Origin of the sequence: Neisseria chenwenguii (assembly GCF_002216145.1) — a bacterium.
Lineage (GTDB): Bacteria > Pseudomonadota > Gammaproteobacteria > Burkholderiales > Neisseriaceae > Neisseria > Neisseria chenwenguii.
Window position 1 is genome coordinate 1,122,189 of record NZ_CP022278.1, and the last position, 16,328, is coordinate 1,138,516.

15 protein-coding genes are annotated in these 16,328 nt (G+C 51.5%); 6 read left to right on the forward strand and 9 right to left on the reverse strand.

Annotated features, from left to right (window positions below; translation table 11 throughout):
* Window positions 1-71 precede the first annotated feature (71 nt).
* The 4 genes from BG910_RS05555 to BG910_RS05570 form a co-directional block, all read right to left on the reverse strand.
* Window positions 72-653, reverse strand: coding sequence for a calcium-binding protein (locus BG910_RS05555; RefSeq protein ID WP_089035984.1), 582 nt, complete (start codon window positions 651-653; stop codon window positions 72-74).
* On the reverse strand, window positions 650-3,829 hold the full coding sequence (locus tag BG910_RS05560; protein ID WP_198344829.1) for a putative Ig domain-containing protein: 3,180 nt from the start codon (window positions 3,827-3,829) through the stop codon (window positions 650-652). Before BG910_RS05560 ends, BG910_RS05555 begins: the two co-directional genes overlap by 4 nt.
* A 403-nt stretch (window positions 3,830-4,232) precedes the next feature.
* A complete protein-coding gene (locus tag BG910_RS05565; protein WP_089035986.1) occupies window positions 4,233-5,156 on the reverse strand; it encodes a hypothetical protein in 924 nt (307 codons plus the stop codon).
* Window positions 5,157-5,479: 323 nt separating this feature from the next.
* Window positions 5,480-6,403, reverse strand: coding sequence for a hypothetical protein (locus tag BG910_RS05570; RefSeq protein WP_089035987.1), 924 nt, complete (start codon window positions 6,401-6,403; stop codon window positions 5,480-5,482).
* A 501-nt stretch (window positions 6,404-6,904) separates the two neighbouring features.
* Between BG910_RS05570 and BG910_RS05575 the strand changes: the two genes are divergently transcribed.
* From BG910_RS05575 to BG910_RS05600, 6 genes are all read left to right on the forward strand, one after another.
* A complete protein-coding gene (locus BG910_RS05575; protein WP_123805279.1) occupies window positions 6,905-7,225 on the forward strand; it encodes a hypothetical protein in 321 nt (106 codons plus the stop codon).
* A 55-nt stretch (window positions 7,226-7,280) separates the two neighbouring features.
* Window positions 7,281-8,672: a tRNA uridine-5-carboxymethylaminomethyl(34) synthesis GTPase MnmE gene (gene mnmE, locus BG910_RS05580; protein WP_089037154.1), complete on the forward strand. Its 1,392-nt coding sequence runs from the start codon at window positions 7,281-7,283 to the stop codon at window positions 8,670-8,672.
* A gap of 84 nt (window positions 8,673-8,756) precedes the next feature.
* The gene (locus BG910_RS05585; RefSeq protein WP_089035989.1) at window positions 8,757-9,011 is read left to right on the forward strand and encodes a type II toxin-antitoxin system HicA family toxin; all 255 of its coding nucleotides are present in this window, start codon (window positions 8,757-8,759) and stop codon (window positions 9,009-9,011) included.
* The gene (locus BG910_RS05590; protein ID WP_089035990.1) at window positions 9,008-9,343 is read left to right on the forward strand and encodes a type II toxin-antitoxin system HicB family antitoxin; all 336 of its coding nucleotides are present in this window, start codon (window positions 9,008-9,010) and stop codon (window positions 9,341-9,343) included. Before BG910_RS05585 ends, BG910_RS05590 begins: the two co-directional genes overlap by 4 nt.
* A 116-nt stretch (window positions 9,344-9,459) precedes the next feature.
* Window positions 9,460-11,601, forward strand: a complete 2,142-nt coding sequence (gene yccS / locus BG910_RS05595) for a YccS family putative transporter (RefSeq protein ID WP_089037155.1) — start codon at window positions 9,460-9,462, stop codon at window positions 11,599-11,601.
* Between the two features lie 110 nt (window positions 11,602-11,711).
* A complete protein-coding gene (locus tag BG910_RS05600; RefSeq protein WP_089035991.1) occupies window positions 11,712-12,602 on the forward strand; it encodes an ABC transporter ATP-binding protein in 891 nt (296 codons plus the stop codon).
* 98 nt (window positions 12,603-12,700) lie between these two features.
* Here BG910_RS05600 and BG910_RS05605 read toward each other — a convergent pair whose 3' ends face one another.
* The 5 genes from BG910_RS05605 to BG910_RS05625 all read right to left on the reverse strand — a co-directional run bounded on the left by BG910_RS05605 (window position 12,701) and on the right by BG910_RS05625 (window position 16,248).
* Entirely contained in the window at window positions 12,701-12,937 is a 237-nt protein-coding gene (locus BG910_RS05605) for a hypothetical protein (RefSeq protein WP_089035992.1), read from the reverse strand.
* Window positions 12,938-13,476: 539 nt separating this feature from the next.
* The gene (locus tag BG910_RS05610; protein WP_089035993.1) at window positions 13,477-13,713 is read right to left on the reverse strand and encodes a hypothetical protein; all 237 of its coding nucleotides are present in this window, start codon (window positions 13,711-13,713) and stop codon (window positions 13,477-13,479) included.
* Between the two features lie 82 nt (window positions 13,714-13,795).
* A complete protein-coding gene (locus tag BG910_RS05615; RefSeq protein ID WP_089035994.1) occupies window positions 13,796-14,053 on the reverse strand; it encodes a hypothetical protein in 258 nt (85 codons plus the stop codon).
* 426 nt (window positions 14,054-14,479) lie between these two features.
* Entirely contained in the window at window positions 14,480-15,658 is a 1,179-nt protein-coding gene (locus tag BG910_RS05620; RefSeq protein WP_089035995.1) for a phosphoglycerate kinase, read from the reverse strand.
* 164 nt (window positions 15,659-15,822) lie between these two features.
* A complete protein-coding gene (locus BG910_RS05625) occupies window positions 15,823-16,248 on the reverse strand; it encodes a carboxymuconolactone decarboxylase family protein (protein ID WP_198344830.1) in 426 nt (141 codons plus the stop codon).
* Between the last annotated feature and the right edge of the window lie 80 nt (window positions 16,249-16,328).

Genomic DNA, 16,328 nt, shown 5'->3' on the forward strand with positions numbered 1-16,328 from the left:
CCGTCTGAAACTTCGACATTGCTCAGCAACCATCGAAGTTTCAGACGGCCTTTAATGTCTCCGACCAACCATCAGACTACGTTTTGCACCATATTTTTGACGTCCTGCGGATTGAGTACGCTGTCGGCAAACACCGGGCTGAACGCCTGATGTTTGGCTGAAGTGTAATAATCCGCAATGCTGACTTGGCCGCCGCTGTCGAATACGCGGATTTGCAGGTCGCTGCCGCTGCGGGCAAACTGCGCATCCGCCAAAACGGCTTCTTCAAACACCAGTTTGTCGATAAAGGCATCCAGCCGTGTGGAACTGTCGTACACAATATCGCTGCCGTGGCCTTTGGCGAAAACATAGGTATCGGCGGTATTGCCGCCGCCGTACAGTTCGTCGTTGCCTGCGCCGCCGTTAATGGTGTCGCTGCCGGCATAGCCGTAGATTTTTTCGCTGCCGCTGCCTCCCTTAATCACGTCGTTGCCGCTCCACCCCTGCAAGGTTGCACCGTTGTCGCTGCCGTAAACCTCCAGAGAAACTTTCTTCATGGCTTCTGCGTTGACGGTTTTGTCGACAAAGGCGAAATCAAGCGAACGGTAGCCTGCGGATTGGAAATAGTTGGCGACAGTTACGCCGTCTCCGCCGCCGTAGGCGCTGACGGTCAAGTCGTCGCCGCTGCGGCTGAAACGGGCGCTTTCGGCGTTGGTGTCTTCAAAGCGCAGGGTATCGGTAAAACGGCCGTAGTGGTGTGTGGCGTCGAGGACGGCATCGCTGCCGTGTCCGCGGGTAAAGAGATAGGTGTCGCTGCTGTTGATACCGCCCCTGCCAGAGTGTCATCACCCGCACCGCCGGCCAATACATCGCTACCTGAGCCGCTGCGCAGTTTGTCGCTGCCGTCGGTTCCGGTTAAGACTTGGTTTTCGCGGTCGCCCGCTGCCAATACGTCAACCTCCAAAACTGATGAAACGGATTTTCCCTGCGCATCGCTTGCGGTGATTTCCAGCTTCAGCCTTTCCGCCTGTGCCGGTGTGCCGCTGAAAGTCAGAGTACCGGCATCGAATTTCAGTCCGTCGGGGAGGCTTGTGCCGTCTGAAAGTGTGGCACGGTAACTCAAAGTATCTCCGTCCGGGTCGGTAAAGTAGCCGTTTGGCAGGGTGTATGTCCATGACTGTCCCGCCTGCGCAAAGACAGTATTCAGACGGCCTTGTACTTCGGGCGCATGGTTTTCGGCCACGGTCAGGTTCAGGCCGAACATGCCGTCTGAAAAGTCTTCCACTACGATTTGCGCGGAAAAAGTTTTGCCGGTCAACAGCAGGCGGCTGCCGTGCAAATCAAGCTGCCAGCCCTGTGCGGAAGCCCAGCGGCCGGACTGTTCGGAATCTGCCGTCCATACCGCGGTATGCAGGCTTTTGCCGTCAAGCACAATCATGCCCTGTCCGTCGGTATCGACAATGGTTTTCACGTCGTAAGGGTTCTGCAAATCAGCGCTTTCAAACGAATATATATCGTAACCTTCGCCGCCGTCGAGCATGTCGCGTCCTTTGTCTGCGGCCAGCGTGTCATCACCTTTACCGCCGTAGAGCTTGTCGTCACCGTCGCCACCCTCCAGATAATCGTCTCCCGATACCGATGGATCGCGGTTGTCGTCGCCCCAAAGAATATCGCTGCCTTTGCCGCCGATAACGTAATCGTTGCCGTCTTGGCCGACAATCAGGTCATTGCCGCTGCCGCCGTATAAAAAATCGGCAGCCCCGCTGGCTGCCACACGATGAAGCTCATCATTGAGGGGCACTTTGGCGGTCAGGGCATAATCGCCCGTTTCGCGGTTTATTTCGATTTCCCAAGCATCCATATCGACATGGGTGCGGCTGGCGCTGTTTGTCCCCGTTTCCTTCCATTGGCTGCCGTCGTAAGTAAATTCGGCAGTCAGCCGTGAAGCGGGTGCGGTAGAAACGGTCGGAACCAAAATACCGGGGACGAACGGCATCATCGGCGACACCACCGTATAATCAAACGAAGCCGCCGGGCTTTCCACATAAACCGATTGGCTGCGGTTGCCGAAACGCAGAAAACCGTCGCCCAAAACCACATCGTCGCCCGCGCCGCCGAAAACCGTATCGCTGCCTTCGCTGCCCGTAAGCAAATCGCGGTTGGTACTGCCGTAAACCTCGTCATCGCCCTCTCCTGCGGCCACCCAATCGCCGCGCTCGGCGCTGTCCGTTTCCGAAAGATGGCTGCCTTTTTCTTCCGAATAAATCACATCGTCGCCGGCTACGCCGTAGATCAAATCACGTCCCGCCCCGCCGATAATCAGGTCGCGGTCGCCAGCCGTTTCCGAAGCAGGCTTTCCTGCCGGCACATATGCGCTGCCGTTCAGCACATCGTTGCCCGCACCGCCGTAAATGCGGTCTGCACCATACGAACCGTAAACACGGTCGTTGCCGCCCCCCAAATCGGCATTCAGCGAATGCGCGCCGGTGGCGAAAATAATGTCGTCTTTCTGACCGCCCGTAAGATTCGTTTCCGCATTAGGCGCAGGGTAAAACACATTGTAGCGGTTGAGATAACCCGCTTTGGAAGTTACCGATTCTGCCGCCGCGCCATCCGCAGACTTATCCGCCAGCGTAATGCCCAAACCTCCGGCGTTTCCCGAATCCGTATCTTTGAAAAAACGGTACACGAAAGCCGTGTCTTTGCCGTGCTTCAGCATCAGCACATCACTGTTTTGCAAGTGCTGCGCCATGATTTTCCCGTCGCGGTTGCCTGCTTCGTCCACGCTGTGCCAAACATTGCCCTCCGCGCTGCTGCGCTCGAACCTGCCTGCACGCGTGCCGTCTGAAAAAGTGATGCTGCCCGACAGGTCGGTATCGAAGACGGTATCCATACCGTTGACCGTATAGGCATCTTCGCCGTTACCGCCGTGAAACTCGTCCGCCTGAGCCGTACCGATAAGCGTATCGTTGCCGTCTCCGCTGACGTAAACCACGCCGTTTTGAAGATAAGGTTTGAAGTGGTTTAAAATGACTTCTGCATAATAGTCGGCTACCCATCCGGCAACTGCGCCGACGGATGCTCCTACTCCCGCCCCGACAAGTCGTCCTGCTGCAGCAAGAAGCCCCGGAAGCAGGCCGTTTCCCGCCTCATCAATATGATCGCCATACTGCTTCAGAATTTCTTCTAATTCCTCACCGATTTTTTTACTCAATTTTTGCTTAATAGCAGCAATACCGACATCAAGTAACAAACCGTTATTGAAAATATCCGCCAAATCGGCAGCCAATCCCTTGAAATTTTCCAGATTATCGTTGCCGTTCGAGCCGAACAGCACCAACCGGCCCTGATCGTCCCTGAATTGGACAGCCTGCAGTTTCTGCATTTCTTTCAATCCGTCAAGAAGCGCATTGATCGTTTGAACGGAATAAGGTGAAAGCGGCTCGGGAATATCGGCATTGTTGTCGTTCGGATGCAGCCGCACATATTCGCGGTATTGTTCCTGCGTAAACACTCCGCCGTTTAATTCGACGAAATCCCCTTCATATTTGATATTGACCTTTCTGCCGATGCCTGAAGGGTCGGTAATACGGCTCAAAACCGGATTGACGATTGCCGCCAGGCCGTCTGAACTTTCCAAATCATAATTGTCTTCATTAGGTTTGACCCGGATATTTTCGAGATATAAAGGCTCGCCTGTGGCTGCGTCGAAAACGTATCGGATGCCTGTTTCGTCATTGATGTCTAAATTTAATGATGTCGATCCGAAAACCAATGCCCGCTGCCAGTAGTCGGCAGAATCCGTATCAATGCTATATTGGCTCGCAGAAAAGTTTAGTTCATCAGACATTTTTTCATTATAAAACAGCTCAAAAAATTCACTATGACTCAAAGTTATTTTACCTTTAAAAATACCATATTTATTTGCAGCATTAATAATCTTATCCAATTCAACATTTTTATTATCTTTATCTGTTCCATTAAAGAAATGTTGAAGTATTCTTTGCTGCGGCAAAGGCACATTGTAGCCAACATTTTTCATGTACTCTTCGGCAGATGAGCTGATGGTTATTGCTTTATTTGGACGAATATAAACGTCATTAGCAATATTTTTATCAGATGGAGGTTGTGATTTCCCCATAGATAATAAGACATAACCGTTTCTGCATAATTTCCAGAGTTCTCAACAAATAAGAAGTTTTGTTTGCTTTCAGACATGATATTCCTTTTAAATTTAAATAGATTTTAAGCCCTTAGAACTTTATCATTTTCCCGCAAGAGCTAACCGGGAAAACCCACAAAATATAATCTCTTCCTTCTCCATGACTCACGATAAATTCTTGCCCATTAGCAAATCTGACATTGTAATCAATGTATTTAAACTTTATGGGAAGAAAGTACATTTTTTGAAATAGCTCGGTTTTTCTATCATATGATGACACTAATCCTCGATATGCTATTCTAGGTTCCAGTTTTTTTTGAATGACTTCATCATAGGATAATAACCCGCAACAATCCCTCGGATACCATCTAGTCTCATTCATACTCCGCTGTACCACGGCAAAATCACTCTCTTTATTATAAAAATCAGGCTGCTGAAGAAAGCCTTTCTCAGGATCGTAATATTCGCCCTTCCATTCGTTTCCGAACAAATCCTCCAAATTCTCTGCTTTACCGCCGTTGTCTTTCCATTCTTGGAGTTTTTCAAAGGTATCGTATTCGGTCAGCTTCCACGGATAGCAGGCTTTATTGCCGAAACGTATCGGTTTGCCGTCTTCGTCCCGTTCCAGCTGGCAGATCTTTTCGTTAATATCGCTGGGTACCTCGTCGGAAAACTGCCCTTCTTCTTTTAACTGGCTGATTTCTTCTTCTGCGCCCCATAATTCGTTCATCTGGATTTTCCAGTAATCCTGCATTGCCAGTGCGTAAATCTCTCCCTTGCTTAACGGTTTTTCGGGTTTGCACGATGCCTGTTTTAAAAATTCCTGCTTCAGCATTTCCTCTCTGACCAAAGCCTCCTGATGCAGCCGCTCTTTCCGCTCTTCATGGCTTTCGAATTTGCGGGCAATACTTTCCATAAGCGTCAAGTCAGGCTGCTTGACCATAAAGGCAAACAGCACCGCCCAAGCAGACAAAATACCTGCTCCGAAAATCAACCATATGATGATTTTTTTCATTTAGCCCAACCCTTAAAATTTGATGACATTATAATACTTTCTCATGCAAACAACACATGACAAATGGTATTTTTTTAAATTCAAACGTCGTAAACATGGAGGATGCTCAGGTACGGATGATGCCGTCTGAAAAGCTTACCGCACAACCGCGTTTTCAGGCGGCCTGTTTTCTTAATCTAAGATATACGGTTCTTACAGTAGCCTGTACTCCCATAAATAGTAAGACATAACTGTTTCTGCATAATTTCCATTATTTTCAGAAAATAAAAGGCTTTGTTTGTTTTCAGACATAAAAATTCCTTATAAATTAATATTTCAAGCTCTTATAAATTGATTACTTTTCCGCAAGAGCTAACCGGAAAAACTCTAAAAATATAATTCTCATTCTTTCCGTAACTTACAACATACTCCAATCCGCTATCAGATTTTACGTTGTAATCAATATATTTAAACCGTATCGTAAGAAAATACATTTTTTTGAATATTTCATTCTTTTTTCCAGATAAATTTGCTAATCCGCTATACACTACCTGAGAATCTAACCCGTTCTGAACTGTTTCATCATAGGATAATAATCCGCAACAATCCCTTGGATACCATACCGTTCCGCCATAATCCCGCTGCACTACTGCAAAATCACTCTCTTTATTATAAAAATCAGGCTGCTGAAGAAAGCCTTTCTCAGGATCATAATATTCGCCCCGCCATTCGTTTCCGAACAAATCCTCCAAATTCTCCGCTTTGCCGCCGTTGTCTTTCCACTCTTGGAGTTTTTCAAAGGTATCGTATTCGGTCAGCTTCCACGGGTAGCAGGCTTTATTGCCGAAACGTATCGGTTTGCCGTCTTCGTCCCGTTCCAGCTGGCAGATTTTTTCGTTAATATCGCTGGGGATTTCATCGAGAAATATCCCTAGCTCTTTCCACCAGTCAATTTTTTCTTCCGCACCCCATAATTCGTTCATCTGGATTTTCCAGTAATCCTGCATCGCCAATGCGTAAATCTCTCCCTTGCTTAACGGTTTTTCGGGTTTGCACGATGCCTGTTTTAAAAATTCCTGCCGCCGCTGTTCCTCTCTAACCAAAGCCTCCTGATGCAGCCGCTCTTTCCGCTCTTCATCGCTTTCAAACTTTCGGGCTATGCTTTCCGTAAGCGTCAAATCGGGTTGTTTGACCCAAAAGGCAGACAGCACCGCCAAAGCAGCTAAAATACCTGTTCCGAAAGCCGCCTGTATGATGATTTTTTTCATTTGCTCCAACCTTTAAAATTTGATGCCATTTTATTATATTTTCATTCAAATAATACATATAAATAACAAACGGCATTTTATTAATTCAAACGTCGTAACCGCAGCCACTGCGCAGACCGGCTGGCTTTACTCCCGTCAAAGCCGGCCATACAGATGATCATGCCGTCTGAAAACCCCACAATCTGTTTTCAGACGGCCTTTTGCTATAATCGGTATATCTTGGATTTACCGACAAACTTTCCCGATGAAACGCAACGGTTCCGGTTGTGTGCAAAATCAGGCTTTTTTCGGCTTCTCTGCCGATTATCCGAAATAAAATATAAACCGATGAAATTTTTAATGAAAATAAAGGTTGAAAAATGGAAACCTACGCTTTAGAAAAACAGGTTTGGACAGAAAAAGATTTCGATCAAATGGGTTGATGATGCCAATATTTACGGCTTCATTTTTCATCCTGTCGATGATTTCCGTACGGATTTGCTTTTTGACCTTGATTACATTTTGGAATGGATCAATCCCGAACCGCCGGAAGAATATTTTTCGTTTTGGGTGTCACCCTGCACCTTAAAATTTGAAAATGTTTATGACCTGCAAATAGAAATCGACCGATACCGAACCAATATGCCGGCTGTTGATGATTTGGAACTCGTCAACGTAGAAAATGAAATTTATCAATGGCATATGGGATTATCCGAGGGATATATTTCTTTCAAGTCATCCGGTTTCAAACAATTTATCAGGAAAAAACCGATTTTGACCCGCCGCCAGTTTTTATCGTTGGCAGAGAGAAACGGCATAAGTTTTAGCGAACAGACCGATTAAGTTTGTTTTTATATGGTCAATTATTTTTACAGCTTAGAATCAAATGGAACATTCCGTGTCTTTTCCCAATCCCACTATCGCCGCCATCGCCACCGCCCCCGGGCGCGGCGGTGTGGGCGTTATCCGCATTTCAGGCAAAGATCTGCTGCCGTTCGCGCAGGCCGTCAGCGGCGGCAAAACGCCCAAGCCGCGCGTGGCTTTGTACACCGATTTTCTCGATTCAGACGGCCTTGCCATCGACAACGGCCTGATGCTCTATTTCGCCGCACCCGCCAGTTTCACGGGCGAAGACGTGCTCGAGCTGCAAGGCCACGGCGGGCCGGTGGTGATGCAGATGCTGCTGGCGCGCTGCGTGGAGCTGGGCGCGCGGCTGGCCGAACCGGGCGAGTTCACCAAGCGCGCGTTTCTCAACAACAAACTCGATTTGGCGCAGGCCGAGAGCGTGGCCGATTTGATTGACGCGTCCAGCCAATCCGCCGCGCGCATGGCCCTGCGCTCGCTCAAAGGCGCGTTTTCCCAGCATATTCATGAGCTTGTCGATGATTTGATTACGCTCAGGATGCTGGTGGAAGCCACGTTGGACTTTCCCGAAGAAGAAATCGACTTTCTCGAAGCCGCCGACGCGCGCGGCAAATTGGCGGGCATTCAAGGCCGTCTGAAAACCGTGTTGGCCAGTGCCGAACAGGGCGCGATTTTGCGCGAAGGCATGAACGTGGTGCTGGTGGGTGCGCCGAACGTAGGCAAATCCAGCCTGCTCAACGCGCTGGCGGGCGACGACATCGCCATCGTTACCGACATCGCCGGCACCACGCGCGACACCGTGCGAGAACAAATCACGCTCGACGGCGTGCCCGTGCACATCATCGACACCGCCGGACTGCGCGAAACCGACGACGTGGTCGAGCAAATCGGCATCGAACGCAGCCGCAAAGCCGTCAACGAAGCCGACGTTGCGCTGGTGCTCATCGATCCGCGCGAAGGCGTGAACGCCAAAACCCAAGCCATACTCGACGGTCTGCCCGCCGGTTTGAAACGCATCGAAATCCACAACAAAACCGACCTGACCGGCGAAAACGCAGGCGTGTTTTCCGAAACCGCACCGGCGCAACATTCAGACGACCTACGCAATTTTACGGGTGCGGACACGCTCATCAGGCTTTCCGCCAAAACCGGCGCGGGTTTGGACTTGCTCAAACAGGCCTTGCTCAAAGAAATCGGCTGGCAGGGCGAAAGCGAGAGCCTGTTCCTCGCCCGCAGCCGCCACCTCAACGCCCTGCACGCCGCCGAAGCCGAACTGGAAAACGCCGCCTTGTGCGGCAACCACCAGCTCGAACTCTTGGCCGAACACCTGCGGCTGGCACAAGTGGCGTGCAGCGAAATCACCGGCGAATTTACCGCCGACGATTTGCTGGGCGTGATTTTTTCGCGGTTCTGTATCGGGAAATGAGGCCGTCTGAATTTTATCTTTCTGTTTCATTGCCACACCACCGTCACAGGTTTAAAATTAGTACCGAATTTCAGTATTAACATCATGAAGAAAAAGCACCAGCGTACACTAAGCCTGATTTATGCCCGCCCTATACCCGGCAGCATCAAATGGGCGGACATCGAAGCCTTGTTTAACGAACTTGGCGGCGAAATCGAAGCACGGGCGGGAAGCCGTGTGGCGGTTATCCTGTTCGGACAGGTTCAGGTTTTCCACCGCCCGCACCCTGGCCCCGATACAGACAAGGGCGCGGTGGCGGCGGTCAGGAAATGGCTGGAAGCAAACGGAGTAAGCCCATGAACAACATCATGAACATCAACGGGCATAAAGCCCTGATTCAATACGATCCCGAAACCGAGCTTTTGCGCGGGGAATTTATCGGCCTGAACGGCGGTGCGGATTTTTATGCCGATAATGTGGCCGACCTGCATAAAGAGGGGGCGGTCAGCCTGCAAACCTATTTGGACGTTTGCAGGGAACGCGGAATCGGGCCGTACAAACATTATTCGGGACGGTTTAATGTCCGAATCAGCCCGCAGATTCATGCCGCCGCCGCTGCGGCTGCCGCTGCGAGCAACATCAGTCTGAACGAATGGGTTGCGCAGACGCTGAATCGGGCTGTCCGCGGTTAACAATGCAAAAGGCTGTCTGAAAACAAATGTTTCAGACGGCCTTTCTGCTTTTGCCTGCCGCCGTTTTAACGTTACAATTCCCGCTGATTCCGCCTTTCCACGCAAACCGAAAAACCATGAGAACGCCTCCGCTCAAACCGCTCCTTATCGCCGCACTGCCTGTGTTTGCCAGCGTGTTTACCGCTGCGACGCTGGTGTGGCATTTCGATGCGCCCAAGCTGGCGATGCCGTTTGTGTTGGGGATTATTGCGGGCGGTTTGGTGGATTTGGACAACCGCCTCACAGGCCGTCTGAAAAATATTGTGGTGACGGTGGCACTGTTTACGCTGGCTTCGCTGACGGCGCAGATGACGCTGGGCACGGGGCTGCCGTTTATTGCGGCGATGACGGGGATGACGTTCTGCTTCACGATTATGGGCGCGGTCGGGCTGCGTTACCGCACGTTTGCGTTCGGCGCACTGGCGGTGGCGGTTTATACTTCGCTGACTTATACGCCGGAGTCGTTTTGGCTGACCAATCCGCTGATGATTTTATGCGGAACGCTGCTCTACAGCGCGTTTACGCTGGTGTTTCATATGGTTTTCCCGCACCGCCCCGTTCAGGAAAGCGTGGCGGCGGCGTATGAGGCGCTGGGCGGTTATTTCGATGCGAAGGCGGATTTTTTCGATCCCGATGAGGCGGCTTGGCTGGGCAACCGCCAGATTGATCTGGCGATGCGCAACACGGGCGTGGTGGCGGCGTTCAACCAATGCCGCGCGGCGCTGTTTTACCGTTTGCGCGGACAGCACCGCCATCCGCGTACGGCGCGGATGCTGCGCTATTATTTTGCGGTTCAGGATATTCACGAGCGCATCAGTTCGGCGCACATGGATTATGCGGAGCTGGCGGAAAAGCTGAAAAACACCGACCTGATTTTCCGCATACACCGCCTGCTGGAAATGCAGGGGCAGGCCTGCCGCAATGTGGCGGAGGGTTTGCGCGGCGGGCGTCCGTATAAATACAGCAAACGCCTCGCACGCGCGGTAGAGGGCTGCCGGCAGTCGCTGGCGCATTTTTCAGACGGCCACAAAGGCACGGGCGAGGTGCACAATCTCCAGCAGCTTTTGAACAATCTGATTTCGGTCGATTACCAACTCAAACATCTGGAAAACAGCAGCCTGACCGCCGATGCGGATACCGACACACGCATCGCCGCGCTGGAGGGCGGCGGCCTGAAAACCGTGTGGCAGACCGTGCGCGGACAGCTTAATTTCGAGTCTTCCGTGTTCCGCCACGCGGTGCGGCTCTCCATCGTCGTCGCCGTTGCCTGCGCGATTGTCGAAGTGTTGCAGCTCAACTTGGGCTACTGGATTCTGCTTACCGCGCTGTTTGTCGCCCAACCCAACTACACCGCCACCAAAAGCCGCGTTTACCAGCGCATCGCCGGCACGGTTTTGGGCGTGATTGTCGGCTCGCTCGTGCCGTATTTCACGCCCTCGGTCGAAACCAAACTCTGGATCGTCATCGCCGCCACCACGCTGTTTTTCGTGAGCCGCTCGTATAAATACAGCTTTTCCACATTTTTCATCACCATTCAGGCGCTGACCAGCTTTTCGCTCGCCGGGCTGGACGTGTACAGCGCCATGCCCGTGCGCATCATCGACACCGTTATCGGCGCCGTTCTCGCGTGGGCAGCCGCCAGCCACCTCTGGCCGGACTGGAAATACCTCACCCTCGAGCGCACCGCCGCCCAAGCCGTTTCCGGCAACGGCGCGTATCTGGGCAAAATCGCCGACCAACTGCGCCACGGCAGCCGCGACGACGTCGAATACCGCACCGTCCGCCGCCGTGCCCACGAATACACGGCCGCGCTGGGCAGCACCCTCTCCGACATGAGCAGCGAGCCGAAAAAATACAGCAACCGCCTCCAAGAAGGCTTCACCCTGCTGCAAAACAGCTACGCGCTCACCGGCTACATCTCCGCCCTCGGCGCCTACCGCAGCCACATGGCCGACAGCGGCAACCAAGCTTTCGCCGAACAGTTCTACCAAACCGCCCGCCAAACCGCCGGTCTGCTCGAAACCCTGCCGCAGCAAAGCAGCGAAAGTTTTCAGACGGCCTTAAGCCGTATCCGAAGCGATTTGGAAACCCTGCGCAGCCAAGCCGGCGACGAGCGCCAAAGCAACATCCTCTGGCAGCAGCTCAGCCTCATCGCCCGCCAGCTCGAGCCGTGTTATCAGGCGCTGCGCCATTGCGGAGCGGGGAAAACGGCGGAGTAGGATTAACAGATACCGCAAAGGCCGTCTGAAATTTTCAGACGGCCTGTTCGTTGTCTCCCCCCGCTTTGCAGCGATAAAATACCTTTTTCCCTTTTCAAAAGCCAACCACCATGCACGCCGTCGAAATCCGCCATGCCGTCAAAACCTACGCCAACGGCTTCACCGCCCTCAACGATGTTTCCTTCACCGTCGCCGAAGGCGAATTTTTCGCGCTTCTGGGCCCCAACGGTGCGGGCAAAACCACGCTGATTTCGGCGATGGCGGGCTTGGGCCGCCTGACTTCGGGCAGCATTTCGGTGATGGGGCACGACGTGGTCAAATCCGCGCGCGCGTCGAGGATGAATCTGGGCGTCGTGCCGCAGGAATTGGTGTTTGACGCGTTTTTTACCGTACGCGAAACGCTGCGTTTTCAGTCCGGCTATTTCGGCATTAAAAACAACGACAAATGGGTCGACGAAATCATCGGACGGCTGGGGTTGGCCGACAAAGCCGACACGATTACGCGCAACCTCTCCGGCGGCATGAAACGGCGTGTGATGGTCGCGCAGGCGTTGGTGCACAAACCGCCCGTGATTGTGTTGGACGAGCCGACCGCGGGTGTGGACGTCGAGCTGCGCCAAAGCCTGTGGACGTTTATCAACAGTCTCAACGCGCAAGGCCACACGGTGATCCTGACCACGCATTATCTGGAAGAGGCGCAAAACCTGTGCAGCCGCATCGCCATGCTCAAACACGGCAGCCTGGTCGCGCTCGACACCACCGACCACCTGCTCCACGAAGAAAAAGGCCTGCGCGTGGCGCTGCAACTTTCAGACGGCCTGCCCGATGTTTTGCGCCCGCTGCAAATCGGCGGAAAAGACGGCGAAATCCTGTTGAAACTCAACGACTACAACGAGCTTTCCGGCGTTTTGGATACGCTGAAGACAGCGGGCGTCGGCGTTCAGCATATGGCGCTGCCGGAAACGGATTTGGAAGAAGTGTTTATGAAACTGACGAAGTAGACGGACAGTTTGGTAAAAACCGGAAAGGCCGTCTGAAAAATCTTCCGTCCATAAAAAAACCTGCCCGAAGGCAGGTTTTTTTATGGACGGAAATCCGCTTATTTCAGCGCGCTGGCAGCGGCCGGTGCAACGGTAGAAGTACCGGTAGCAGGTGAAGAAGCCGATTTAGTATCCAAAGTCGATTTGGAACCCAAAGAGCCGGCTTTTTTACCTTCGGCAGCTTTGCTGACGGAAGTTTTAGATTTGTGGGATTTTGCTTTTTCAGCGGTGGCAGTAGCAGCCATTGCAGAAGTAGAGAGGGCAGCGATTGCCAACAGAGCAGCAAATTTTTTCATGTTTCAATTCCTTCTTTCGATTGGTTTAAGTCAAATGCATCCTTAAGGATTCCGACGGCAGGCTTTTTGAGGAGACAAACCTGCGCACGGATCCTAAACAACACATGGTCTGTAAGAGTCGTATCTGCCGGAAAAGTTCATATGAAATTCGGGCATTAACCTTTATAATTCAAAGTCATACATAAAATCCTTACCCATAAAACACCATCAGGCCGTCTGAAAAGCATTCAGACGGCCTATTCTTTTAAATTGACGCGTTTGAAAACAATATCTTAAGTGATGCCTACTTTACGGAAAAATACCAAACCGGCAGCATTTCGCGGATTTAAAAATTCCAAACGGGAATCAGGCGTTTACAAAATCATTCATAATCTTTCAAAAGTTCGGCTTCGAAAAGCGGCGCTGCAAACGGTGCCAACAAAAAATAGGCCGCCTGAAAATATGTCAGAAGAGATTTAAATTGCTGACACGTTTTCAGACGGCATCAAACTCAAATATCAATCGTCTAAATCCAACTCTTTTTTTCTTTTTAGATATTCCTACATCATGATTTCTACCAAAACAGCAGAGAGTATGGCTACAACCCCACTGGGGAGGAAATGGTTGTTACCGAGAAAATATTTCGGATTAATAATAAAGACACTCAAAATAAAATTTACCGCATAGATAACGAAAGTGGCGCCGAAACAGATAGCCGCAAAAGCCTTAAAGTGGTTTTTGGGAAAATTCCCCAATACAATTAAATTTTTCTTGTACATTTCCCAAAGTTTTTTCATTACCTTATCCTCTTAAATCAGATAATCCACAGATTCCATATCCATCAATATTTCCTGAAGGATGTGGAATCATTACAACAGATTAATAACCAAATGATTTTTCTGCAACAAATGAACCTAATTTACCGCCTAAATATCCACCGACGACCCTACCGACAGCACCGCCTGCCACTGTTCCGGCAGGGCCTGCAATTAACGTTCCTAATGCCATGCCAGTGTAGGCCCCTGCTAACATACCAGCCGAACCTCCAACAAAACCACCCGCATCCGATGCAACTGTTTGTCCAATGTCAAATCCGCCGGAAACCTGGTTCAATTCATCCAAAGTCAGTATTTTCATAATATCACTCCTGAAGTTAAAAATAAGTTGAAAAAATATTAGCAAATGTTTATTTCCATCTGCCTCAAGTAAGGTTAGAATCTGCCGGAAAAGTCCATATGAAATTCGGGCATTAACCTTTATAATTCAAAGTCATATATAAAATCCTTACCCATAAAACACCATCAGGCCGTCTGAAAAACATTCAGACGGCCTATGCTTTTAAATTGACGCGTTTGAAAACAATATCTTAAGTGATGTTTAATTTACGAAAAAATACCAAACCGGCAGCATCTCGCGGATTTAAAAAATTCCAAACGGGAATCAGGCGTTTACAAAATCATTCATAATCTTTCAAAAGTTCGGCTTCGAAAAGCACCGCTGCAAACGGTGCCAACAAAAATAGGCCGTCTGAAAATTCAGACGGCCTTTTACCGTTCCAACCGCTTACGCGCCGCGTTTTTCCAAAACGGCTACGGCGGGCAGCTCTTTGCCTTCCAAAAATTCAAGGAAGGCGCCGCCGCCGGTGGAGATGTAGCTGATTTTGTCGGTAATGCCGAATTTGGCAATCGCCGCCAGCGTGTCGCCGCCGCCCGCGATGGAAAACGCGCTGTTGTCGGCAATCGCGCGGGCGAGGGCTTCGGTGCCGCCCGCGAATTGGTTGAATTCAAACACGCCCACAGGGCCGTTCCACACGACTGTGCCCGCGTTTTTCAGGATTTCCGCCAATGCGGCGGCAGACTGCGGGCCGACGTCCAAAATCATATCGTCTGCGGCGACTTCGCTTAAGGCTTTGGTTTCGGCGGCGGCGTTTTCGGCAAATTCTTTCGCAGTTACGACGTCGGTCGGCAGCGGTACCGAGCCGCCTTTGGCCGCCATTTTCGCCATGATTTTTTTCGATTCTTCCACCAAATCGGTTTCCGCCAGCGATTTGCCGATGGGTTTGCCTTCGGCCAACAGGAAGGTATTGGCGATGCCACCGCCGACGATGAGCTGGTCAACCTTGTCGGCCAGCGACTCGAGAATGGTCAGTTTGGTGGACACTTTGCTGCCCGCCACAATCGCCACCAGCGGACGCGCAGGCTCTTTCAGGGCTTTGCCCAACGCGTCGAGTTCGCCCGCCATCAAAACGCCGGCGCAGGCCACGGGCGCGGCTTGGGCAACGGCTTCGGTGGAGGCTTGCGCGCGGTGGGCGGTACCGAACGCATCGTTGACGAACACGTCACACAGCGCAGCGTAGGCTTTGCCGAGTTCCAAATCGTTTTTCTTTTCGCCTTTGTTGATGCGCACGTTTTGCAGCATCACCACGTCACCCGCGTTCAGCGCAGGTTTGTTTTCGCGCCAGTCGTTGAGCACCTTGACCTCTTTGCCGAGCAGACCGCCCAAGTGCGCGGCCACCGGTGCAACGTCGTCTTCGGGGTGGAATTCGCCTTCGGTCGGGCGGCCGAGGTGGGTCATGATGATGACCGACGCGCCCTTGTCCAAACAGTATTTGATCGACGCGAGCGAGGCGCGGATGCGGGTGTCGTCACTGATTTTGCCGTCTTTAAACGGCACGTTCATATCGGCGCGGATGAGCACGGTTTTGCCGCTTACGTCCTGCTCGGTCAGTTTCAAAAATGCCATGTCGGTTCCTTTTCAAACGGATTGCAGATAAAAATTTCGAGCTGTGATTATCCGTCAAGCGCCTTTTGCGGTAAAGGCGCGATTGGGCAGGGCTTGATTTGGGTCAGGGTCGGAAAAAATTTCAGACGGCCTATTATTTGCAAAAGGCCGTCTGAAAACACACATTACAGCTCAACCGTATCCGGCCCCATCACCTTATCCATCGGGCCGATGGGCGTGTGGAACGCTACGCCCAAGCGGTTCCAGGCGTTGATTTGGGCGATGGAAAACATGACTTCGGCCAGCTCTTTGTCGGAAAACACGCTGCGGGCGCGGTTGTACAGATCGTCGCTCAAACCCTGCGGGGTCATTTTTGTCAGCGCTTCGGTGATTTCCAGCGCGATGCGTTCGCGGTCGGAAAACAGGTTCGACTCACGCCACACGGCAACATGGTGCAGACGCATTTCGCGCTCGCCCGCTTTGCGCGCGGTTTTGACGTGCATATCGATGCAGAATGTGCAGCCGTTCATCTGCGAGGCGCGGATTTTAATCAGCTCTTTGAGAAATAAATCGATGGATGCGTTGCCCAGCGCGGTTTCCACGCCCAGCATGGCGTTAAAAATTTCTGCGTCTTCAATCGGATTGCTTAATCATTTGGACATTTTTACTCCTGAATTAGATTGGGGGGGGA